Origin of the sequence: Streptococcus sp. 4094 (assembly GCF_013277125.1) — a bacterium.
Taxonomy (GTDB): domain Bacteria; phylum Bacillota; class Bacilli; order Lactobacillales; family Streptococcaceae; genus Streptococcus.
In genome coordinates this window covers 1-20849 of sequence record NZ_VMMI01000047.1, presented here as the reverse complement: position 1 = coordinate 20849, position 20849 = coordinate 1, and the positions used below count along the sequence as shown (strand labels likewise).

The 20849-nt window shown below is 40.7% G+C and carries 28 protein-coding genes; all 28 read right to left on the bottom strand.

The annotated features are described in order from the left end of the window. Positions 1-167 precede the first annotated feature (167 nt). Positions 168-713, bottom strand: coding sequence for a hypothetical protein (locus HT721_RS09765; protein ID WP_173214568.1), 546 nt, complete (start codon positions 711-713; stop codon positions 168-170). After that, entirely contained in the window at positions 706-981 is a 276-nt protein-coding gene (locus tag HT721_RS09760; protein WP_173229707.1) for a hypothetical protein, read from the bottom strand. The genes HT721_RS09765 and HT721_RS09760 overlap by 8 nt, the downstream gene beginning before the upstream one ends. Then, on the bottom strand, positions 974-1567 hold the full coding sequence (locus HT721_RS09755; RefSeq protein ID WP_112445267.1) for a putative phage tail protein: 594 nt from the start codon (positions 1565-1567) through the stop codon (positions 974-976). Before HT721_RS09755 ends, HT721_RS09760 begins: the two co-directional genes overlap by 8 nt. Beyond that, the gene (locus tag HT721_RS09750) at positions 1567-2694 is read right to left on the bottom strand and encodes a baseplate J/gp47 family protein (protein WP_173229705.1); all 1128 of its coding nucleotides are present in this window, start codon (positions 2692-2694) and stop codon (positions 1567-1569) included. The genes HT721_RS09755 and HT721_RS09750 overlap by 1 nt, the downstream gene beginning before the upstream one ends. Continuing rightward, positions 2684-3076 (bottom strand): DUF2634 domain-containing protein, encoded by a 393-nt coding sequence (locus HT721_RS09745; protein ID WP_023948079.1) that lies wholly within the window; start codon positions 3074-3076, stop codon positions 2684-2686. Before HT721_RS09745 ends, HT721_RS09750 begins: the two co-directional genes overlap by 11 nt. Before the next feature lie 2 nt (positions 3077-3078). Then, entirely contained in the window at positions 3079-3381 is a 303-nt protein-coding gene (locus HT721_RS09740; RefSeq protein WP_015973671.1) for a DUF2577 domain-containing protein, read from the bottom strand. Then, positions 3381-4349: a hypothetical protein gene (locus HT721_RS09735; RefSeq protein WP_173214560.1), complete on the bottom strand. Its 969-nt coding sequence runs from the start codon at positions 4347-4349 to the stop codon at positions 3381-3383. The genes HT721_RS09740 and HT721_RS09735 overlap by 1 nt, the downstream gene beginning before the upstream one ends. Next, positions 4346-5038 (bottom strand): phage baseplate protein, encoded by a 693-nt coding sequence (locus HT721_RS09730; protein WP_173229703.1) that lies wholly within the window; start codon positions 5036-5038, stop codon positions 4346-4348. Before HT721_RS09730 ends, HT721_RS09735 begins: the two co-directional genes overlap by 4 nt. A gap of 13 nt (positions 5039-5051) precedes the next feature. Further along, positions 5052-7298 (bottom strand): tape measure protein, encoded by a 2247-nt coding sequence (locus tag HT721_RS09725; protein WP_173229701.1) that lies wholly within the window; start codon positions 7296-7298, stop codon positions 5052-5054. Positions 7299-7301: 3 nt separating this feature from the next. Further along, positions 7302-7424, bottom strand: coding sequence for a hypothetical protein (locus HT721_RS11330; protein WP_275690234.1), 123 nt, complete (start codon positions 7422-7424; stop codon positions 7302-7304). Between the two features lie 68 nt (positions 7425-7492). Further along, on the bottom strand, positions 7493-7897 hold the full coding sequence (locus HT721_RS09720; RefSeq protein WP_023948071.1) for a phage portal protein: 405 nt from the start codon (positions 7895-7897) through the stop codon (positions 7493-7495). 15 nt (positions 7898-7912) lie between these two features. Beyond that, complete coding sequence (locus HT721_RS09715) at positions 7913-8377, bottom strand: phage tail tube protein (RefSeq protein ID WP_173229699.1); 465 nt, start codon at positions 8375-8377, stop codon at positions 7913-7915. Between the two features lie 13 nt (positions 8378-8390). Next, positions 8391-9704, bottom strand: coding sequence for a phage tail sheath family protein (locus tag HT721_RS09710; protein ID WP_173229697.1), 1314 nt, complete (start codon positions 9702-9704; stop codon positions 8391-8393). Then, a complete protein-coding gene (locus tag HT721_RS09705; RefSeq protein WP_023948067.1) occupies positions 9704-9874 on the bottom strand; it encodes a hypothetical protein in 171 nt (56 codons plus the stop codon). Before HT721_RS09705 ends, HT721_RS09710 begins: the two co-directional genes overlap by 1 nt. After that, positions 9867-10283 carry a DUF6838 family protein gene (locus HT721_RS09700; protein WP_015973663.1) on the bottom strand — a complete coding sequence of 139 codons (417 nt, stop codon included), beginning with the start codon at positions 10281-10283 and terminating at the stop codon, positions 9867-9869. The genes HT721_RS09705 and HT721_RS09700 overlap by 8 nt, the downstream gene beginning before the upstream one ends. Beyond that, a complete protein-coding gene (locus HT721_RS09695; protein WP_119947271.1) occupies positions 10273-10764 on the bottom strand; it encodes an HK97 gp10 family phage protein in 492 nt (163 codons plus the stop codon). Before HT721_RS09695 ends, HT721_RS09700 begins: the two co-directional genes overlap by 11 nt. Continuing rightward, positions 10761-11117 (bottom strand): hypothetical protein, encoded by a 357-nt coding sequence (locus tag HT721_RS09690; protein ID WP_061759930.1) that lies wholly within the window; start codon positions 11115-11117, stop codon positions 10761-10763. Before HT721_RS09690 ends, HT721_RS09695 begins: the two co-directional genes overlap by 4 nt. Next, the gene (locus HT721_RS09685; RefSeq protein WP_173229695.1) at positions 11114-11509 is read right to left on the bottom strand and encodes a hypothetical protein; all 396 of its coding nucleotides are present in this window, start codon (positions 11507-11509) and stop codon (positions 11114-11116) included. Before HT721_RS09685 ends, HT721_RS09690 begins: the two co-directional genes overlap by 4 nt. 15 nt (positions 11510-11524) lie before the next feature. Beyond that, entirely contained in the window at positions 11525-12517 is a 993-nt protein-coding gene (locus tag HT721_RS09680; RefSeq protein ID WP_173229693.1) for a major capsid protein, read from the bottom strand. Beyond that, positions 12517-13098 (bottom strand): phage scaffolding protein, encoded by a 582-nt coding sequence (locus HT721_RS09675; protein ID WP_173229691.1) that lies wholly within the window; start codon positions 13096-13098, stop codon positions 12517-12519. The genes HT721_RS09680 and HT721_RS09675 overlap by 1 nt, the downstream gene beginning before the upstream one ends. Positions 13099-13257: 159 nt before the next feature. Then, complete coding sequence (locus HT721_RS09670; protein ID WP_173229689.1) at positions 13258-14013, bottom strand: phage antirepressor KilAC domain-containing protein; 756 nt, start codon at positions 14011-14013, stop codon at positions 13258-13260. A gap of 2 nt (positions 14014-14015) precedes the next feature. Further along, positions 14016-14264: a hypothetical protein gene (locus HT721_RS09665; protein WP_173229687.1), complete on the bottom strand. Its 249-nt coding sequence runs from the start codon at positions 14262-14264 to the stop codon at positions 14016-14018. Between the two features lie 116 nt (positions 14265-14380). Further along, complete coding sequence (locus HT721_RS09660) at positions 14381-14560, bottom strand: ribbon-helix-helix protein, CopG family (protein WP_033675919.1); 180 nt, start codon at positions 14558-14560, stop codon at positions 14381-14383. 116 nt (positions 14561-14676) lie between these two features. Next, positions 14677-14868 carry a hypothetical protein gene (locus HT721_RS09655; protein ID WP_173229685.1) on the bottom strand — a complete coding sequence of 64 codons (192 nt, stop codon included), beginning with the start codon at positions 14866-14868 and terminating at the stop codon, positions 14677-14679. After that, on the bottom strand, positions 14868-16436 hold the full coding sequence (locus HT721_RS09650; RefSeq protein WP_173229683.1) for a minor capsid protein: 1569 nt from the start codon (positions 16434-16436) through the stop codon (positions 14868-14870). Before HT721_RS09650 ends, HT721_RS09655 begins: the two co-directional genes overlap by 1 nt. Further along, the gene (locus HT721_RS09645) at positions 16417-17832 is read right to left on the bottom strand and encodes a phage portal protein (protein ID WP_173229681.1); all 1416 of its coding nucleotides are present in this window, start codon (positions 17830-17832) and stop codon (positions 16417-16419) included. The genes HT721_RS09650 and HT721_RS09645 overlap by 20 nt, the downstream gene beginning before the upstream one ends. Beyond that, positions 17823-19088: a PBSX family phage terminase large subunit gene (locus HT721_RS09640; RefSeq protein WP_061759946.1), complete on the bottom strand. Its 1266-nt coding sequence runs from the start codon at positions 19086-19088 to the stop codon at positions 17823-17825. The genes HT721_RS09645 and HT721_RS09640 overlap by 10 nt, the downstream gene beginning before the upstream one ends. A 2-nt stretch (positions 19089-19090) precedes the next feature. Beyond that, positions 19091-19768, bottom strand: coding sequence for a phage terminase small subunit (terS, locus tag HT721_RS09635; protein ID WP_173229678.1), 678 nt, complete (start codon positions 19766-19768; stop codon positions 19091-19093). Positions 19769-20849 lie beyond the last annotated feature (1081 nt).

The window sequence follows — 20849 nt, the reverse complement described above, 5'->3', positions numbered from 1 at the left end:
CAGCTGTTGCGGTTGTGGGAGTTGGACTCACTCCGTTTTTAAAAGTCTGCACAGACACTTTCTTCAACCCACGTCCATCATGAATCATGATATTGTCCGAGTTGTTGACCTGATTAGCCTGTGGCAAATCAGTTACTTTTCGCGTCTGTGTACTAATTACTGCCATGTTATACCTCCATAATATATTTCCAATCAGCGACAATCACACGGCCGTTTTCATCCGCAAGTAAGGTATGTTCTGTACCGTCGTCTGTACGAATTGGTGCAGTGAAGTCATTCTGCAAGAACATGTACTCAATAGCGTTTAGTCTATCTTCATGCTCCTGAAACTCACGCTTTAAAGCCTCTACAGACTCATAACTTGCTTGTCTGACGTTGTCTACGTTACCCAGACCGACTTGGTGCTTCGTAACGCTATGTGGATTGTTGCGATTAGTTGTGTGATTGTTAAAATCTTGCTTACTTGCTTGCTCAACATTCGTGACATTCCCTAGTCCCACTTGTTGTTTAGTGACACCATGTGGATTGTTTCGGTTGTTGATGTGACCAGTTAGGTCAACTTTCTCAGCCTTACTTCTGGTGAACTCGTCAATTTTTTCAGGCAGACCGTCGATGTCTGCAACCTTGTGCCTGTGATTTAAGTCGGCTTTGTTTTCCCATCGTTGCGCATCCTCAGCGCCGATAATATCTCTTGACCTCCAGATTTTAGCCATCTGTTAGCACCTCCAGTCTATATTTGAATCGTGTTGTTGTTTCAATCGGAACGTATACATCAATGACAGACTGAGGCGCATTTGAATCATCTAACAACTCAATCTTATTGATTTCTTTTATTGAGTCTGGTACCAAGAAATCAATAAGGACAAAATGTTTCTCTCGTTGCTTCTGTATCGTCACAATTTGATTATCGTTCAACCTTGCTTTGTTGATTTTAGCTAGTACGGTTTCTGTAACTGTATTTAGTAACGTTTCTTTAATCATTGAATAAAACCTCCTCTTGTGGCCCTTCATATTCAAAAGGTGTCACTCCTACAACTGCATAACCTGCTCTAGCGAAATCTACCGAAGTCTTGAATAACCGTTCTTTCAATTTGACACGCTCTGTTACTGTCGGGATATGCGTATATCCCATATTTGCTGGCTTGATTGCATTGACAAAAATAACTGACTCTCTGAAAAGTCCGCTCGTTTCTGCGCCAGACTCAATCAGTAAAACCTGATTAGCGAAATCTACTGAAGCCTTGTACTTTCCTTTTCCGAAAAGGTCGTCTAATTTGCGAATTAAAAACCACCAAGAAAATGGTGGTCTCATATTGATCCGCAGTAAAACACGCTCTCTTCTCCAGTCCAACGTATCGTCGGCGTGAGCGACAATACCGTAGACTTCTTCAAATTTCGTTAAGGTAGGAACGTCACAATACATAATAAACTGGTTCTTGATGAACTGCTCTAACGAGACAGTCCCGTCTTTAAACAGAGCGTTTTCAACTCGAACCAGTTCTTTCATATCCTTGACGCCCTCGTAGTAATCTGGAACGTATTCAGATAAGTTTACTTCTTTTACCATTAAACCGTCCTCACTGTTCCTTTATACGGCAATTGTTGTAATTGTCCTGTAAAAACAAGTGCTAAATCAGCTTCACGGTTATTCAATTTCATCTTATCAACGTTTGCGATACCTGTAATGGTCAGTAACTTGGCCATTAACTGCGAGCGATAGATTTTCATACTGTAGGTGTTGACATCTGAGTATTGCGCCCAGTTCTTTCTCAAGTCTAAGAAATACTGGTCTAGTGTCTTGTCTACCAGTTCTTTCACTTGATTTAGCTGATATCCTGTCATCAACTCAAGTCTAAACTCAATATCAATTGGGAAACGTGTCGCGGTCGTAACCGTCACACGATGATTGATAGGAGCAAGTCCAACTCCTTTTCCAGTATATTCTAGTGGATCCAGAACATTTTGCACCTTTTTGATTGTCTCGGTAGATGCCAAGTTTAAGTCGTTGTCTAAAACAACCACTTTAACCGTTCCTGAGCCATTCCAAACTGGATAGACCTGAACTGCGCCAACACCGTCAATTTCCCGGACACGCTGAACGTACTCAATGAAGTTACCGCCAAAAGGTTTCTCATTGACGTAAATCAAGAAACGCTTCCGCAATTCATCGTCAGTTTCTTCATCTTGCCCAGATGTAACGATTTCCCCTAAGACTGCAGTAGCGAGGTTCCTGTAGTTCTCTAAGGGTAAGATATTACCATAGTAGCGATTTCCGACAACGCCAGTCGTCTCACACTCTACTTCATACTTGCCTACTACATCTGTTGCACGAACCACCTTGTAGATGAGTGCAGCATCGTCAATTGTCGCAAAACGAGAACCCAAAGCGATTTGCACGCCTTCTTTTCTCTCGTTTTTAAACTCCGCAAAGCGTACCGCTTTTTTTGACGGATAACGGTGGAGTCCGAACTCTTCAACCTTGTAGTCTAGGTATTGGCCAATAGCAGTCTGTGGAAATGTATCTAGCAGTAGATTTTTCAACTGCAAATAAAAACCAGCTAACTCATAACAAGCAGGCGCCAATGCGTCATAGATGATAGAACCTTCCCGTGTATCAATATTTTCATTGACACGGGAAAGAGCGTCATTCATCAGATAATCAAACGTGTATTTTTCTAAGAAATCACCTATCATTAATCAGCGTCACCTCCTTTTCAACTTTAAATAAACCAGATATGGTATGGACTTCAAAGACACAAAGCAAACTGTCCTTGGTTTGTTGCTCGATGAAGAAATTTTGGACACTTTTAATTCTTGTATCAACTAACAAGGCTTGAGAAATTGTTCTCTCAAGGTCAGCTTTGACAAAATCATAAGGCTTTCCAATCAAGCGCTCTAATTCTACTCCGTAGTTTGAAGAGTAGATGACCCACTCAAACCGTTCTGTAAGCAAAATCTTTTCAACTGCTTGCCTCATGGCTTCTAAGCCGTCAATATATCCGTGTATTCTGCCATTTTTCACTTGATAAGTGTAGGATGGCAAAACAACTTCTTCAATGTTTCGTATATCTACCATCTTCACTCCATCCTTTGTAAAACGTAGTATAATTGCCCGTTCTGGGCTTTAATCATTAAGACTTTGTCTCCTGCTTCAAGATCACGAAAAACAATCCACCTCTTGTTGTCTCCTTCAGTATCTCCGGTACGTAGTTCTTTAACCATCGGACTTAGAACTAAAAAAGACTCAGGGATTTCAAGTTTATTATTAACCTTGATTGTGAGAGGAGAAACAGATGTGACAGAGCCAAAAACAATATCTGTTCTGTCTGTCCCATCATCTACTCCTTGCGCCAAAAGGCGTGCTAACAACTCTCCTGCCATTATTCCAGCGTCCTCAATTCTAAATCCATTGTATGCACCTTATCCCACTTATGGGTACATTTAGAGATGATGCCAAGACTGTTCTTCTTAATCCCTTCGGACTCTAAATCAGCAAAATCCAGCACAACACTGTTGCCTGCACTGATTCCAAGATGTCCTAAACAAGGAACTTTAAAAGTCTTTTTAGGATGATTCTTAGCTTTCAATAAGAGTTCAGCCTTTTGTTGAATCTGACTCTCATTCATCTTTTCATCCACTTTTTCGTGGTACTGCAACTTGCCCCAAAGAGCAACATTTTTAGAGTCTTTCACGACGTAAACTTCACGCTTTTTACTCTGTTTGTTGTCTTTAGTCAGCTTCACATAGTTGAAACTATCATCGATAGAGCCTTCATAGTCAAAGTCTGTAGCTACGCTATCATCACCAATCACTAAGTCAGTAATCAGCGAATTTAAGGCTATATGCTCGACTGTACCAAAGTTATCCCTGATGATGTACCACATTCCACCATGAATCAAAGTTAAGTCCAAGGCGTTCTGGATCATCGCAAAATAAGTTTTCTTATCTTCGATTTTCTCAGGACACGTCCAGTTTCCCTCATCGACAACTTTGTACTCAAGTTCTGAGATTTCGCAAATCTTACTAAAGATTTCATGACTTTTAGAGGCTTCAAACACGATTGTGTCGGTGTTTTTCAGATACCTCATTCTGTCATAAGCAGTAACCGACCATTTCTTAGCTGATTTCCGCTTTTTCTTGAAAACTTTGCCGTAAAAAATGCCCTTATCATCCACCTTGAAGCGGATAACATCCCCAAAGTTACAAGCAACCTGCGAGTCTATAATCATATCAAACTCAAGTTTTCCCGGCTGAAAATCAATACTGGTTTCCCATTTAACACCTCCGACCAACTCAGTGATATCAAAGACTTTACCGTCATTCACATCTTGAATTAGAAATTCCATCATAGGACTTGCACCGAATCAGCAGTAACCCAACCACGCCAACCGCCATCAAGCATAGTAACGTGATAAGGATGCGACCCTTTCATATTGATATAATTGACAAGTCTAGTTGCGTTTGACTCAGTTTGACCCGGGCCTTCTCCATAACTATCTCTATGAAGTTGCCCATTAACAAGCACCTTTGCACCGATAGTCACTTCTTTCTTAGTCGAAGGGGCTTGCTCTTTCTGAGGTTGACTAGCTTTCTTCTCCTCTGATACCTTCTTTTCGATTTTTACAAACCGAGCCTTGGCAATCTTGTACTCTTTGAAAGTGATGTCGTAGTAAACATCCTCATGAATACCAGCTTTTCTTTGTTGCTCAAAACTCTCAACTGTCGCAAGCATATTGATACCCACGCCAGAGATAATCAAGCGACAAGGTTCTTTCCCGTCCATGATTTTCTTTAAGAGTCGGACATAGGTTTCAGGCGTTCCTGATTTATTCAGGACATAAGAGCGAAAAGTGTCTCTAGGGAAGAATGAAGTGAAAGTAACCTCAGAGAGTTTAGGAAAACTCATCTGGGTTATTTCTCCTAGCGCAATACTCGTTGTTGACTCGTTATTTGCGCTATTCTTCGTTTTTAGCTCTTCTGGATTTACAGGAAGTTGTGTGACCTGACCTTTGTACTCTACGAAAATACCAATCGCCATTTCTTTCTACCTCCTACGCAATTCCTAGGTCGCTATCGACCAAACCGACAATCTTTTCTTCAATTCTGTCAACCAAATCATCGATATCCTGTTCAGTAGCGCTATTTTTAGACTCATATTTAACACTAACTTGAGGTGTTAAAACTTGGTAATCAATGATGTACTTACGTTCTGCAACATCACGCATCATCTTGATATCTTCGTCTTTCAGCTTGACTTCATCTTCAATCTTACCGACGTTACCAATGTTCTTGCCTTTGCCTAGCTTGTCGCCAAGACCACCAGCACCACCAGAAGGAGCACCAGCCCCTGCAGGCGTTTGGTTCATTTGGTCAAACTTAGAAGCAAGTTCGTCTTGACCTTTCATCTTATCAGCGAAGCCTTGCATGGCATCACCAACACCTTGACCAAAAGCCTTGGTACCACTAAAAGCATTGCCAGCAGTTGAGAAAGGATTTTTCATCCCATCCCATAAACCGCCTGGAGTCATCATATTGGCACGCATGCCGTCAAAAGATTCATAATCATCAGGAGCCTCTCCTGGATTAAACATCTCTCCCATAGCACGGATACCATTGGCAAAACTACCGTCATTGGACATGTAGCCCATTTCGCCAACTTTTCCTAGATTCACTCCTGGTATTTTGTTTAAAGCGTCAATAATCCAGTTGATAGCTTTAATAGCCATGTTTGCACCGGCTATAAAAGCATTACCGATAGATTGCGCTACATTGACCACCCCATCAACAAACGAAGCAAAATAATCTAATACAGTTCGAATAAGATTATAAAATAACTTTCTGATGGAATATATCGGGTGCTTAAAGACATTTCTCAAAAATTCTGCAATTGCTAAACCAATATTGTAAATAACTATGAAGAGATTCACAATCGGTGCAATCATATACATTACAAGATTGATAACGAACATAATGACGTCATAAACTACCGTTCCGACAAAGACAAAGGCTGCAACGATAGCAGCTGCAACATCTAAGAATGAAATCCCCATAGCATTTAGAGCCATACCGATTAATAGCGCGATTCCAATTACACCTATCAGTATCAGCATCAGCCAAGCCCAAGGTGCTCCTGCCATCAAACCCGCTACAAACATTGCAACACCTGCTATAAGAGCAACTGCCGCAAGAAGTATTAATGCAGTCATGACTATATTGATGTTCTCAGTAACCCAGTTCCAACCTGCAACAAAGAGATTAAAGAGCCACAAAGCTATCTGGCCAATCGCAAACATAGCGGTTTCTAAACCTGCCATGAAGTTCTGTCCAGCGGTACTATTAATAAACTCTTGCCATGCTTGAATCAAAGGCTGAAATGCGTATGAAGCTACGTTGCCAATCTGAGTCATCATATCAGCAAAGGTCATCGGCATTTTCGCAAACTCAGCGTTTGTTTCAACTGCTGAACCAAGCAAGGCACTCTTAAGGATATCTCCTGTTAATTGCCCATCTTTAGCCATCGCCCTCAATTGACCAACGCTGACACCAAGGTGTCTAGCTAGTTTTTGGGCAACAAGCGGAGCGTTCTCCATCATAGAGTTAAACTCATCACCACGAAGAACCCCTGAAGCAAGTGCCTGTGTGATTTGAAGCGTCCCTGCTTTTTGTTGCTCTAAGCTTGCACCACCGATTTTATAAAGTTTATTCAACTGTTCAGCGAATGCAATAGCTTCATCATTGCTTTTAAAGGCTTCTCCAGCTTGTGAGCGTAGTTTAGCCACTGAGTCTGCCATGATACCGAAGCCAGTCCTTGAGCGCTGTGCTGCTGCCATGATACTATCTTGAAGTTCTTGGCCTGTCTTAGATCCGTCTTCTATCGTCTTAAGCCTTGCCATGGTCTGAATATAATCATCGCCTGACTTAATCAGACCACTCATTAAATTAGCCATTTGCCTCAAGGCTTGAATAGCAACCATGAAATTCAAAGCACGAGAAATAGAGGCCATACGACCAAGCATGGATGTAGCAACGCCTAAGCCACCAATAAGAGGCCCAGTTGGAGGAAGTTTAGGAGCGATAGGTGCAGCCGGTTTAGGTGCTACAGGACTAGCAACTTTAGGCACATTTAGATTTTTAGGCATATCTGCTTTGACTTTAATCGTTGCAGTTTGCGTCATCTTCTTGACACGTCTATCCAACTCGCTAAACTTTCCGATAGTTCGATCGATTGTGTTATTAATCTTGTTCAATGAACTAGAAAATTTATCTTTAAGGGTTAGTGTTTGTGTTAATGTAGCCATCTTCTACCGTCTCCTCCTTCCCTTGCTTTTTCTTTCCATTTCTTTGTGTTCCTTTTCTTCTGCCTCTACTCGGATATCGATAAAGGCAAAAATCAAGGCTTTTTCACGTTTAGATAAGCTATCCAAAAAGGACGGAGTCCAGTTGAATTGATGCAAACAGTAGTAAGCATAACTCAACTCTGCGTCCCCGTCCTCTAGTCGTTTTTTGCTTCTTCGACAAGATCATTGATGTCTTCATCAAATCCGTTAAGCGACTGGATTTCTTGCATTAGGGTAGCATATTCCCCAATCTTCAACATAGCTTTCAAGGTTGCCGCTTCATCCCCGACAGTACGATAAGACTCTTGTAGTTGAGCGTCTTTCAAGTCTGGTGTAACAACGCAGGCAGACATTAAAGAGTCGATGTACTTATCGTTGTTGAACTCAGGAATAGCCACACCTTGGCGGTTTTTCTTCTTGATTGTCGCACGTTTCTTCAACGTATCGTTTAGACTTTCGTCAATACTTCGAATGACAAAAGGAGATTTGAAGCGCTTAAGGTGTACTTCCTTTGTTTCTTCCTGCTGAACGTTTTCTAGTAAAAAGTCTGAAATTGCCATTTATCTATCCTCTTTCTAACCTAATTTAGGCGCATTAAATTTTTCCAAGATATCCACATCTTCAAAAGTAAAGTTGACTTCTTCTTCCAAGAAATCTTCCTCAACTTTTAGTTGACCCATCACAACTTCATCAAGGTTACATTCACGCAAGATAGTTGTTTGACGACCGATTGAACTTGTCGCATCGTCATTGGTCACTTGGATATCAAAGAATGTATCCCGACCATTCTTCATGTAGTCCAACATCATTTCCTTGAATGTTGAAGTTACACCGTAAATAGTCATCTTACCTTCTCCCTTGAAACCAGTCGCTTTTACTTGCGTACCACGTTTGTTAAGGGTGCGGACTTCTTCTTTGTTTTTCTTAACTGTAGCTTCAAGTTCCTTGATATAGAACATGAACTCGTTTCTTCCGTCGATGTGAATAAAAGCGGTACCTTCCTGACCGCTGATTACGTCACGACCTTTTAAAAAAGCCATACTATCTCCTTTCCTACTCTACTGTAACTGTCATGTACAGTTTTTCCATGCTGTCCACTGGTTTCACTTTTACGTTAACCACTACAGACTCTTTCAACTCACCACGTAGCACCTCGATGTCTTCTACTTTGAAGTCTTCAATAGCACCACGAGCTTCAAGGTCTTTGAAGTAGCGAATACGGTTCGCTTTAAACGCTTGACGTCCATCTTCGTTGTTGCTTACCTTTCCAAGGAAATACTCAGAGAAAGCGTAACGAGTATCGTTCACGATATCGTCCAAGGTACGCAAGATACGGTTCTTACGGAAATCTTGGTTCTTTTCAATCGTGAAGCTGACGTGTGAGTTGATATCTTGTTCAACTACCGCACGGCCACGACGAGCAGTGAAGACAAACTGCCCTTTCAAGAGCGCATCTTCTGTCTCTGTATGGCTCAAACGACCCACAACATCAACAGAGTCTTCGTACTTCTCATAAGTCAATGATTTTTCAACACCAGCATTTGCACTTGCTGCTGCAACCCATACAGTCGCTTTAGTCTTGTCAATAACTGTCTTGTCAGACAAGATAACGCCGTTTTTAACGTTAATAACCGCTTCACTGTCAGCGTCAGAGTCTGCAACAACCAATTGAGCGCCAAGTCCTTCATCTTCACGCATACGTTTGATGAAGTTGATAGCTGCCTTCTTGATAGAAGCGTCTTCTACTGGCAAGGCCATATAGTTAAATTCAACTGTTTCAAGCGCCTTGAAGTATTCTGAGTAGTCTTGAGTTGATACTGTTCCATCAGTACCGCCAGTCAATTTAGCGCCAGCAACTGCTTGCAGTACGCCTGTACCTGAAAACTCAACTAGATCATTGTTTTTCAAATCAGCCAAGACTTTTACAGTTTGCGAGTCCATGACCACTGTATCAAGGAATGTGACAACATCAAATGAACTTGGGTCGTCTACGTTTGTTTTGACCGTTATTGTGATGTCATTGCCACGGACACCGCTGTATTTAGCTTGAGCCGTTACGTTATCCGAAAGGCTTACGTTTGCTTTTTCGCCTTTATTTAGACGATAAAGCAAGACTTCACTCACACGTTTGAATGCTTCATTCAGCAGCAAAAGCTGTGGGCTTTCTTGCTCATAACCTAGCTTTTTAAATAGGTCTTCACCACGTCGGATTTTCATCAATTTCTTTGATTCACCAAAGCTGAGTGCCAATGGTACTGTTACGACACCATCACCACCAAGGCGAGTCATTGCAATGTCTTTTGATTTGACGTTGATGTAAGCACCTGGTCTTACCTTATTTTGGCGTTTCCAAATTCCACCTGCCATTAGTTAATCTTCCTTCCTAGTTCGTATTCTAGTTTTGCTCGTGCTTCTTCCAAACTATAAGACTCTTCTGGATCTAAAATAGCCCCCAAAATGTCTTTTTCTCCGTTGGTAAAAGCGCTACTTTCCAAAATGTCCGCAGTAGGGAACACAATTCCGTCTACATTATCCATCTTTTACCTCTTCTTTCACTTTCAATTCACGTTGTTTGATATCTTCCTCTTCTAACTTCAAGCGTGTGCTTGCGTTAAAAATACAATGCAGAACGTTGTCAACCACTTCATACTGACGGTCAAATAAATGAATCGTCGGCAAGTGTAAGAGCTTATAACTCAATTCTTCCTGCATTGCTAAACACTCGCTACGCTTTTTCTTAGGAGGAAAATAAGACAAATCCACTTTAGAACGTACTTTCACATACTTATTGGCCTCTGGAGTGTACTTGGTATCAACAACATGGATAAAAAAACAAGGCTCTTTAAAACCTTGCTCTACTTCATCCAGATAAATCCTGATGTCAGGATATAACCCCTTGATGTGACTAACTAACTCCTCTACTAACCGAAAGCCTTTATTTGCCATTTCCTAACACTACCTTTCTCATAAAGCCATCGTACTTATCACGGACACGATTTTCCATATCGCTTTTAGTATCTTCAACCGTTTTATGAAGGAAAAACTGCCCTGGAACAAAGCCACCATTGACTGTCTTATGCCCGTACTCAACGTGTGGGGCATAGTAGACCTTGTTATAAACTTTCTGCTTATAAGTCCGCCCAGATACTTCAATACGGCTTTTAGACCAGCCTTTTTGCAAGGTTCCGCCTTGTTTTCCATGAGCGCTTGCCCAAAATTTGACGTGTTTGCCATCTTTGGTAGTGAACTCTACCCAATGATCCGTATAAACACCGACAGGTGTTCTCTCTTTCACTTTGGACTTTAGTTCTGTACCTTCATAATTCAAGGTCTGTCTCATAAATCGGTCTACTTTCGCATGATTCGCATTCCTGTTGAAGTTGTTAGCAAACTTAGCGAAACTACGATAATCAAAACTGCCACTCATGACTTGCCCTCTAGCTTTATAGCAATTTCTTGATGTGACCAATACTGACCAATAGGCACATTAGAACGTGTAAACACTTTAACGTGCCCATTTCTATCAGTCACCTCAATCTTGCAACCTGCAGGGATATCATAGACAACAGAGCAAAAGAGTTTCATATCATAGCCATTGGCTTGATAGTCGCTCCCGTTCGTTGAACTATTGCTCATTTGTGAAATCCTGCAAGGAATGTCCTCTAATAGCACGCTTTCTGACATACTGGTCAAACCGTCTATCTCTTGCTCTGTATAACCTTTAACCGTCATTTTACAGTCATACAAGCAATCAAAGACTGTCTTAGCATATTCGGTCATAGTAGCTTCCTAAAACGATTCAACTGACGCTTGTAGCGCTCAAGTGATGACGGCACTTGTTTCATTCGTTGAATCATTTCATAAGGACTAACCTTTTCGATTGTCGTATCACCCATTTTGATACTCTTCACCGAAAAGTTGTCTGCGTCAGCTTTTTCAGCAAGCACACTTTGCTCCTTAACCTTGTCCAGTAAGTCGTTGGTCATGTCTATCCATACGTTCTCTAAACGTCCAGGCACACTGTCTTGGTGAATATAATTCAAAATCTCGTTTTCTGCTTGGGTCAAAGCGTAGTGAAGAACTTCCATATCTTTGAAATAATTATCCTGACGCATTTTCCGAACGCATGAGATCAAGTACATTGTGTTGTCTTGTTTCAATTCTTGAATCATATTCTGTTACCCAATCTATTTGCCAATTTTGTGTTTCAGAGCGATAATACCGATGTTCTTAGGCTCATAAACACGTTGCCAGTTCTTGAATTTAGCCAAGTCAGCGTTTGATGGAGTGATGTTTCCTTCAGTAACTTCTGCGCCAGTCCATTTCACACCGTAAGGGTGCATAACAAGAGCACGACGAGTGTAAATCATGTCGTTACCTTTAGCAGCTTCACGAGAAGTTTCAAATGTAGTCAATCCTGATGGATTTCCTGTGTTAAGACCGATTGAACCTGTGCGGAAAAGATATGAAGTATATACATCTCCTGTTGGTGCAATACCATCATCAATAATGACACGGTAACCAAGGTAGGTTGGAATGTTGATAGTCGCAGTTGTTGGCTGGATGTATTGAATTAAGTTATCTTTTTGTAGTTTTGTATAAACCGCTGAGTGCATAGCAATCGCAGTAACTTGATCAGCAGAATCTCCAAGCAATTGTTTAGCGTCCAGTACCATAGCTGCATCGATACCAGTAGATGCTTTTGATTGGTCTGATACGTGAGTTTCTTCAAGCGCACCTTTCTCACCACCTGTTCCAGTAGCAAAGATACCATTCAAGGTAGCAATCAAGGCTTTTTGGTCTTCACGCAACCAATAAGCACCGATACGGTTCAAAATAGCACGTACTGGGTCAGAACCAGCTACAATACCAGTCAATTCGTTGGCAGCCCAACCACGTCCACGATAAAGAACGCAGGCAATGTCTGCTCCAGCAGTGATTTTGCCAGTTTCTAGGGCTTTGTCGCCATTGCCAAGAACTTCAGAATCACCAGTAAGGTCATTCCAGAAAGGCATGTTGACCAATAGACCACCAGATGTAATGTTTTTAGAGACACGTTCGTCTGATACTGCGATACCACTTTGGACGAAAGCAGATTTAGCAGCAGTGTACTGTTGCATGTATTCGTTGTACTGTTGCGGTGTAATCGCATTTAGAATTTTTGTAATTTCATTAGCCATTAGTTATTTTCTCCTTGTTGTTCTAAAAATTGAGTTAGGTTAAAGTTAGGATTGCTCATGGCAGTTTCCCAATTCCCTAAATTAGCACCTTGCCCATCGCCTTGATTTGGCGTGTATTGGGCTTGTTTCTCCCCGTTAAATAGATATGGACTCTTAGCACGCTGAGCCTCGATTTGCTCAGTTAAGCCAATCAATTTGCCATCTTTTACAGAGATTTCGTCTTTGTTTAAGATTTTCTCAAAAATTTCTGCATCTCGAACGCCAGCTTTTGTCAACTCAGCATCGATTAAGCGAGATTTGTTCTCATCTGCTAGTTTCGTCTCAAGCGCTTCTGTATCTTGTTTGTACTTAGCTTGTAAGTCCTCTAGCTTTTGCTGAATATCTTCAACATCTGCGCCTTTTTTCTTCAAATCATTCAAGTCTTTGTCACGTTGTGTCAGCTGTCCACGCACGCTTTCCAATTCGCTATCTTTACTTGCCACATCATCCTTTAACTTTTGGATATCCGCACCATGCAAAGCGAAGACTTGAGAAATTTGGTCTTCAGTTAAGCCGATGTTTGCCAGTTGTTCTTTTTTCATTTTGAAAATCCTTTCCTCTACGCTAGGCTTTTTAGGTGTTCTCCATCACCAGTCGCTCCGCTTTTGTTAGGACTACGGACTTGTCCAATGTTTGAACCTTTTAACGCCATGTTCAGGGCATAAGAAAACCGCCTCGATTTCGATGCGGTTAGGGCATAATTAGATAAATAGTAGTCTAAAGGTTTCACGGCCTTTAGGTGTGATGAGAGTCTGTGTGCCAGACCATTGTGTTTTTTCGTTGAGTGTTTCCTTGACCTCAAACAAACCATCATTTTTATTGGCTGTTGGTTGGAGCTTACCTTTCTTATCTCGGTAGATGTATTTTTTCTCCATCAAGAAGTCAATAAACTTGCGTTCTTTGATTTTTAATTGTTTTGCTGTTTCTCTGAAGCTGGTCAGTAAGTTTCTATCTACTAGTTCATCGAAATAGTCTGCTTTCGACTTCATTATGGTATTTTCAACGGAAAGTACAGCTTTTTCAGCTTCCAAGTTTTTAATGACTGCTTCTTTTTCTTTCAGTTGATTACCAGCCATAAGGAGCAAGTCTGCTAAGGCTTGTTTGTTGTGTGTGATATTATAAGCCACTTGGTCGGTCATATAAGCGCCATGCTTACGAATAGAGGGCAGAACTTCGCTAGTGACCCAATCAGCAAATTTCTCTGCTTCTGGTTTGCGAGATTGAAAAACAAGTTTATAGAAATTCGCTTCGTTGATGAAGTTGGCTTGTTGGACTCCTCCGTTTGTAAGGAGGTCGGTAGTAACTACCCCCTTTGAATTTAGCCTTTTTACTACATCTTTACTGTTTTTTATATCCAAAATCTGACAACAATCTTTTAAGTTGAAATAAATTTCTTGATTAACTTCTGTCGTCCGCACTTCTCCGAATTGTTCATTTTTAAAAATTTGTAGTTCCATTTTTAGACCCCTTTCATATAATTATCAATAATCGTACGATGCTCATCTTTAAGACTATCCAGCCTGTACATGATAAGATTCAATACAGCGAATTGTGAGCTATGTTGAGCAATAAATTCATATAAGTCACACTGACTATCCCAATCTGGCTCTTTTGCTAGCCAATTGTGAATCAAATCCATACTCTCACGGATTTCTTCAACATAGTTCAGTAAATTTTCGTAACTGTCTAAAAGTTCAATTTTTGCCATTATAAAAACTCCTTTGCGGTATGACAAAGAAGCTCTTTTCTGATATAATGATTTCAGAAAGAGTTTCTTTCGTGCGATAGCTTAGAACCGTCTGATTGGCGTTAGTGGGTTCTAGGCTATTTTTGTTTATTTAATTCTTGATATAACTTGTCAATACCCTTTCGGATAACACTAGATTTCGTGCTATCCGTTTTTTTTGCAATTTCTTCAAGTTTATCAACCGTTTCGTCATCAACTCGAACTCGCAACATGGTATTTTTAGGCTTATCTTTGAATTGTTCTTTTCGTGCAAGCAATTTGCTCACCTCCTTTTTGTTGCTACAATGTCAGTATATAACTTTGTAGCAACAAAGTCAAGAGGTTTTTTGAAAAAAATTAAAAATAATAAAAGCACTTAGATTTCTCTAGGTGCTTAAGCTATAATTTCCACTTCCTTGATTTCATCTTCAAAGAGTTTTGTCCATCTGGTTCCGGAATTAACGGATAACCCATCAAATTCTTCATCGTGGACATCTTTGTCTTCGTAAAGAGCTACACCTTTAAATATCTGGCCATCAATATCGGTGATTCTGACAACCTTGTTATTAAATTTTCTAAGATCCATCAGTCTCTCCTTTCGTGGTATGTCGGTATTAAGTGAACGCCAGTTTTGCTATATTTAATTGTCATAGCATTTATTTGCTTACCAGTATAAACGTCAATTCCCAACGGCTTATCCTCAGACAAATGAACCTTTTCATTGCTGGTTCGAACGCCTTTTCTAGTAGTTTCTAAAAAACCAGTCATTTTGTACTTATCGTACAAAGCATTGACATCCACATGATCATAAAAATAGCTTTTCCCATTCAATGATGTTGACTGCATATGTCTAGCCTGTTTTTCTGGATTGATTTTATCCAGCCACGTGCCATTTTTGAACTTTTTCTGGATATTAACTACATGTTTTAAGTGTTTATATCCCTCAACATCATTATACTTCAAATCATAGAAGCCTGCAAATGTTTTGGGCATATTTTGAGAGCCTAAAACCTGCCTATAAGCTATGAACTGCTCCTTGGTTCTGCGGACTCTGTCCTTTTCCAATCGTTCAGCTTGTAGCTTGTCCTTGATAGCAGTCTGGCCATACTTATCAAGTTGTTGCTTTCGCCAGTCCTTGAAGGTCTGACCACTCTCTACCTCATAGCCTTTTCCTGTTTCAATATCTCTTGCATAACGTTTTCCACCTTTTTCTAAGGCAGGAACCGTTGTACATCGACAATGAGGGTGCATAGTGGGATAATTCACGCCCTTTTCTGCATCCTTAACAGGAAATACCTTGCCGTCCAACTCGCCACAAATAGGGCATGTGTGAACCTCTAAGGTCGCTAGATACCTGTACTTCTTGATATTGTCGTCCTGATATTCATCCAGCGTTGCTTGAGCCTGAATGCCGTTTGTTTCCGTCTGTAAAACAGTCACTGCACGATTACGAGCACGGTCGAACTCAATTGCTAGAAGCTTACTAGACTGGTCTATCGGATAGCCTCGGTTTAAGTCGTTGGTTACAAGCGATTCTACTCTATTAACCAGTTCGTCCATGTTGCTACCCCAAACACGCTCAGAGAACCGCTTGCCTTTGAAGTTTTCCTTGATTGCCTTTTGAAGATATTCTTCTTCTAGGCGCTCAGGCTTGAAATTCGGCTCTCTTTGGGTCTGTTTATGGTAGTTGTAAGCTCGATTTAAGTAGGTTTCTTGGTAGGTTTGCTTGAGATGTGTTTCTATTCGCTTGTTGATTTTGCCAGTCATTTCAGCGATATCCATCTCAACACCAGCAAACAAGGCATCCGCATTTGTTTTGACCTTTATTGACCTTGACCACTCTGTTAAATCAGGGTGTTTCTTAACAAAACCAGCAATCTCTTGCTTGGTTTTCAATTGGTCAGTCTTAGTCAGGGATAACAGATAAAATGGTAATGAGTCACTACGATTTTTAGACACCCTCTCAAACGCCTCTAAACGCCCTGTAATGCGTTTTAGTGTTCGGTGGTATAAATTATCGATGTAGTCTATTATCTCGCTGAGGTCGTCAATCTGAGCCAGCTCATATAGCAATCTGTCTTTCTCTTCTCGGCTGAGGTCGTCAAGGGATTCGATAAAAGCAATCTTCTCTTCTTTATTCAGTTTCCGACTCATGCTCTACCTCTTCCATGTCGTAGAGTTTTTCAGATTGTCCCTCTTGGTCAGCTTTCTGCAAGCGTAGTTCATCCTGCCAATCTTCTACAATTGGATTTGATTTAGCTACGTTCTCTCTTGATGTGATAGTTGCAAGAGTAGAAACTACTTGAGCCATTTCTGTATCGTTATTGATTGAGTTCCGTGTCCATGTTTGCTTGATTTTGAGTTTATCGGATAACCCTAGATGTTTCAAGATCATCTTAACAAGTGTGGCATAGCCACTTCTGAACTGAGTTTCCATGTTGCCAGTTTTCAACTCTAAGAGCGAGTATAGAAACTTCAAAGCAACACCAGAACTGTTCCCCAGCTTATCTGTTTCAGGGTTAACCCCTTGGCCACTAATAAAAATTTGTTTCTTAGTTCGCTCTAAAATCAGATTTCTAGCTTCGGTTGGGATGTCAATCGCAATAGTTGTAACTCCTGACTGGTCTCCCATACCGTCGTTGTCCATCTTAATCATCTTATAGCGTTTCAAATCTTCTAGAAACTCTTGCTTGTCCTGCCCACCGTAGTTTGTAAGGACAAAGATAACCTCTTGGACATCGTCTGTATCATTGACGAACCCACTAAAGACCTTGTCGTAAACATCAACTAGGTCTTTGATTGGCTTCAAGTCATTGGTCTCGATTTCATTGTTTTTAAACGGAATAAAAGGAACAAGGCCAAAATCATGCTCGAAACTATTGTCACTAGATCGGTCTCCATTCATAGTATCAATCAAAGAGATTGCTTGGAATGGCTCTAATTCTTCCAGTGGCTTTTCTTTTTCATGACGATAGAAAGAACACTCTTTATCGTTCCAATATTCGTAAACAGTGTAATTTTTACCATCTGTTTCATCAATGCTAGAGTAAACTCGCAGTACCCCAATCAACTTCTTATCCAAAGACTTTGAGTAGATAGGTATCACTTCTTTTGAGTCCACGCAAGCATATCTAAACGAGTTATCACTAGCATCTTTCCAAACGTGAAGCCAAGCGATACCAGCATTTCCTGCATTAACGCAAAGTTGCTTGCTGATACGTTCATAATCGTCTCCTAAGACGTCTACAATCTTATCATTAACGCTTTTATCGTCCACATCAAATGTAGGCGGATAGGTCAACGCATAAGCCTTTTTCTGGTCAAGCAATAACTGATGCCAGTTGTGACTAATACGGTTGTCAGCATTACGAAACGCATTATCTTCTGCTTTCGCTTCATTCTCGGCGCCTTTTTTATCGGCAGGCTTACGCTTCCGTTTAATATCATTCTCGTTACGATAGTATTTCTCAGCTTCAGCTGCTTGAGTGACAAACTTTCCGTGCTTAACCATCTGCGACGAGATTATCTTTTTGATTACTTCTATTTCCAAACAGTCATACCTCCTGACTTGAATAATACTGTATAGCAGAAATAACGCAGGGCGTCCATTGCGTGGTCAAATTGCTTGATAGGCTTGTCCTCGCCATTCGCAGAGGCTTTCTCGTCCCAGACATAAGCGTGGAACTCTTTCAACGTATTCACACAACTCTCATGTACTGCTATTTTCTCTTGGCCTAGCATAGACCCAACAAAACGAATGCCTTCAAGGACATTATTTCTAGCTTTTTTGATTTTATATCCACGCTTCTTCAATTCAGCAATGAATGAAGCAGCAGACGGGTCAATAATGATTCGTTCGATGTTCGTATCTCCTAGCCAAGCAGTTAAATCATCAGCATACTCGGCATTAGTTTTCTGTACGTTCTCGTCACGACCTGAGTAATAATATTCCCTTGTTAAGTAATACTTGCCATTGATGTCTTTTTCCCACAAAAGAAAAACGGTCGCATTCTGCGTACCGTAGTCGACCGAAACATATTTGCCCAGCTTACTCATTTCTGGCAAGGTTGATACAACATGCTTATCCTTACTGAACATATCGTAGACAATACCTTCTGCAACCGTCCAAAGACCTTGTATATATCGTTGGTAGAAAACACCTTGATATTGACTTCTATAACGCTTCTTGATGTTCTCTGAAAGAGAAAGGTTGTCGTCCATATCAAAATGCAGATAAAGCATATTCTTTGTTTCTGCTTTGTCTATCCAGTTAACTTTAAACCAATGATAAGGCCCGTCTGGGTTGCAGTTAAACCACCACTTGGAACCTGTCACAGAGCACCGCCCTGTGCCCTGGTTAACAAAGGACTCAGGCATAAGCGCTACTTCATCAAAAAAGATACCTGCCAGCGTTAAACCTTGAATAAGATCCTGTGAACTCTCGTCCTTACCGCCAAAGATATAAAAATCATTCGACACGTCGCCTTTTGTGATTTCTATCAAGTTATCCGTCCGATGATAGACGTAGCTAAAACCTCTTGACTGTATCATAACCAACAACAGTTTTAGGACGTTACGATTGAAAGAGCCAATTGTCTTCCCACACATCGCAAAGTTCTGATGGTTGAATGATGTCATCGCCCAGATAACGAAAGCTAGACTCATAGAAACAGTCTTGCCAGAACGGATAGCGCCATCAGCAATAATGCCTTCTGATTCATGAACCGGAGAGTTCCAAAGCCACCAAGTCAGCACTTTCTTCTGCTTTTTGCTAAAAGGTTGAAATTTGAATGTATTGGTTTGCATTCTTAATCTAGCCAAGTTTCTTCAACCACCCCTTCTAGAGATTTAATAAAGCCATCGTCATGAACGTTCTCAGGCTCATTGTCAGGTAGTTTAGATTTCAGAATCTCAATTCTCAATCTCTGCTCCTCTGTAGCAAGGCTTGAGCGAGTCAATTCATCATATGTTTTAATCATATTTCTAAGTTCTGACTGTATTCTTGCAATTGCAGCTAATGCCTTACCTTGTTTATCCCAAGCAGTGTGAACTTCATAGCTTTCTCCGCCTTTGGCTGTGCTCGCAATAAGCATAGTGGTAGTATCCTCAACATCCTTAACGTACAGAATGCGCTGGGCATGCAAAAGATTAGCATAGGTTAGCTGAATGTTCTCCCAAAGAATATCAATTGGTTGCTTATCTGCCAGTTGCTCGTATATCTCATGCACTCCTTGCGGTAGATACTTAGCAAACAGGCCGTGTTTAAGGGCATTTTGCGAGCCTTTAGGCGCTCCATGACCAACTGCGTTCTTATTCCCTTTGGGTGCACCTCTTGGATTTTTGGGTGCACCCTTTTTTATACGAGTCCAATTGTGCCTACGTTGCCATGATTTGACTGTGTTGATTGAGACATCATGTTTAGTAGCAATGTCTTTGTACTTCATTCCTGCCTCATAGTCTTTGCGTGCTAGTTCGCTTTTTTCCATGCCCTCCTCCCTGATTTGTTTATTTTGTAAATCAAAAAAAGCCACACGATGTGTGACCTTTTCAAGACCTCTCACTGCGAATTAAAATCGCAATTGGAACGACAGGATTCGAACCTGTGACGTCTCAATTCCCTAAACAGGACTTAATCCGTCTACCATATATCCATTAGCCAGCACGAGACTACTGCTTTAAGCGAGTGACTTTTGATAACTTATTGTTTATTATCTTGTCCACAAATATTCCTACTTGTATCACTCATGCACGATTGGTTAGACCAATCACTCCTTACATCACAAACTACTAAGCCATTTTTCAATTAACGAAGACCCCGCTAAAAGTCTAAGCTGCTTTACTCTTTGACTTTACTCTTATCCTTGCGAGACTTGAGCAGGCAATCTAATTGCCGAAGTACACTTTCGTTTGTGACGGGCGATGACTTTTGCTTTTTTTGAGTTTTTTCTATCTTGAATAGCTTTTAAAATATAAAAATCATCTTTTCATCTATCACAGACACGCATCGTCATGTGTTTCATTCTCTTTTGAAGAACAAAATGCACAGCGCCTGCTTGTTATCGATTGTTTTGCGGACAATCGACTCACCTTACATACTTTTGGGAGGCACCCAATTTTTGTAAGATATGGTATTAAGCTCTTGTTGCACCTCGAACCAAATACCTCTTTCCTCTTATAGACTCGTTTCACAGCCAAACTGCCACGTTTGCATTTCCTCAGCACCTTGCCGTTGGAATCTCTCTGCTTTAACTTCGCCTACCTATTCCAAAACTGAAATAGTTAAGATTAAATTGCTTAGATTGACCATTACTGGCAGGATGTTTGATAGATTTAAAAACATCCTTTTCCTGAGTTACCACAGATTATCTAGGCTAAGCCCTAAAAATGCAAAGCGACTACTACCTTGCATGTTAATTAGTAATCAATTTGAAAGTTTTCCTTTTTTTATTTTTTGTAGTCTTTACAACCTCTGAGGGAATCAAACCCTCTAGCTTATAACTTATCCGGAATATAATTAGCTACGCAACCATGCAAGGTTCAGTCGCTACTGCAACCATTTTTAAGTTA

Excerpts from the sequence above, each read along its gene's own strand:
- HT721_RS09765 (WP_173214568.1), bottom strand. The coding sequence starts at position 713 with ATGGCTAAAATCTGGAGGTCAAGAGATATTATCGGCGCTGAGGATGCG.
- HT721_RS09760 (WP_173229707.1), bottom strand. The coding sequence starts at position 981 with ATGATTAAAGAAACGTTACTAAATACAGTTACAGAAACCGTACTAGCT.
- HT721_RS09755 (WP_112445267.1), bottom strand. The coding sequence starts at position 1,567 with ATGGTAAAAGAAGTAAACTTATCTGAATACGTTCCAGATTACTACGAG.
- HT721_RS09750 (WP_173229705.1), bottom strand. The coding sequence starts at position 2,694 with ATGATAGGTGATTTCTTAGAAAAATACACGTTTGATTATCTGATGAAT.
- HT721_RS09745 (WP_023948079.1), bottom strand. The coding sequence starts at position 3,076 with ATGGTAGATATACGAAACATTGAAGAAGTTGTTTTGCCATCCTACACT.
- HT721_RS09740 (WP_015973671.1), bottom strand. The coding sequence starts at position 3,381 with ATGGCAGGAGAGTTGTTAGCACGCCTTTTGGCGCAAGGAGTAGATGAT.
- HT721_RS09735 (WP_173214560.1), bottom strand. The coding sequence starts at position 4,349 with ATGATGGAATTTCTAATTCAAGATGTGAATGACGGTAAAGTCTTTGAT.
- HT721_RS09730 (WP_173229703.1), bottom strand. The coding sequence starts at position 5,038 with ATGGCGATTGGTATTTTCGTAGAGTACAAAGGTCAGGTCACACAACTT.
- HT721_RS09725 (WP_173229701.1), bottom strand. The coding sequence starts at position 7,298 with ATGGCTACATTAACACAAACACTAACCCTTAAAGATAAATTTTCTAGT.
- HT721_RS09720 (WP_023948071.1), bottom strand. The coding sequence starts at position 7,897 with ATGGCAATTTCAGACTTTTTACTAGAAAACGTTCAGCAGGAAGAAACA.
- HT721_RS09715 (WP_173229699.1), bottom strand. The coding sequence starts at position 8,377 with ATGGCTTTTTTAAAAGGTCGTGACGTAATCAGCGGTCAGGAAGGTACC.
- HT721_RS09710 (WP_173229697.1), bottom strand. The coding sequence starts at position 9,704 with ATGGCAGGTGGAATTTGGAAACGCCAAAATAAGGTAAGACCAGGTGCT.
- HT721_RS09705 (WP_023948067.1), bottom strand. The coding sequence starts at position 9,874 with ATGGATAATGTAGACGGAATTGTGTTCCCTACTGCGGACATTTTGGAA.
- HT721_RS09700 (WP_015973663.1), bottom strand. The coding sequence starts at position 10,283 with ATGGCAAATAAAGGCTTTCGGTTAGTAGAGGAGTTAGTTAGTCACATC.
- HT721_RS09695 (WP_119947271.1), bottom strand. The coding sequence starts at position 10,764 with ATGAGTGGCAGTTTTGATTATCGTAGTTTCGCTAAGTTTGCTAACAAC.
- HT721_RS09690 (WP_061759930.1), bottom strand. The coding sequence starts at position 11,117 with ATGACCGAATATGCTAAGACAGTCTTTGATTGCTTGTATGACTGTAAA.
- HT721_RS09685 (WP_173229695.1), bottom strand. The coding sequence starts at position 11,509 with ATGATTCAAGAATTGAAACAAGACAACACAATGTACTTGATCTCATGC.
- HT721_RS09680 (WP_173229693.1), bottom strand. The coding sequence starts at position 12,517 with ATGGCTAATGAAATTACAAAAATTCTAAATGCGATTACACCGCAACAG.
- HT721_RS09675 (WP_173229691.1), bottom strand. The coding sequence starts at position 13,098 with ATGAAAAAAGAACAACTGGCAAACATCGGCTTAACTGAAGACCAAATT.
- HT721_RS09670 (WP_173229689.1), bottom strand. The coding sequence starts at position 14,013 with ATGGAACTACAAATTTTTAAAAATGAACAATTCGGAGAAGTGCGGACG.
- HT721_RS09665 (WP_173229687.1), bottom strand. The coding sequence starts at position 14,264 with ATGGCAAAAATTGAACTTTTAGACAGTTACGAAAATTTACTGAACTAT.
- HT721_RS09655 (WP_173229685.1), bottom strand. The coding sequence starts at position 14,868 with ATGGATCTTAGAAAATTTAATAACAAGGTTGTCAGAATCACCGATATT.
- HT721_RS09650 (WP_173229683.1), bottom strand. The coding sequence starts at position 16,436 with ATGAGTCGGAAACTGAATAAAGAAGAGAAGATTGCTTTTATCGAATCC.
- HT721_RS09640 (WP_061759946.1), bottom strand. The coding sequence starts at position 19,088 with ATGCAAACCAATACATTCAAATTTCAACCTTTTAGCAAAAAGCAGAAG.
- terS (WP_173229678.1), bottom strand. The coding sequence starts at position 19,768 with ATGGAAAAAAGCGAACTAGCACGCAAAGACTATGAGGCAGGAATGAAG.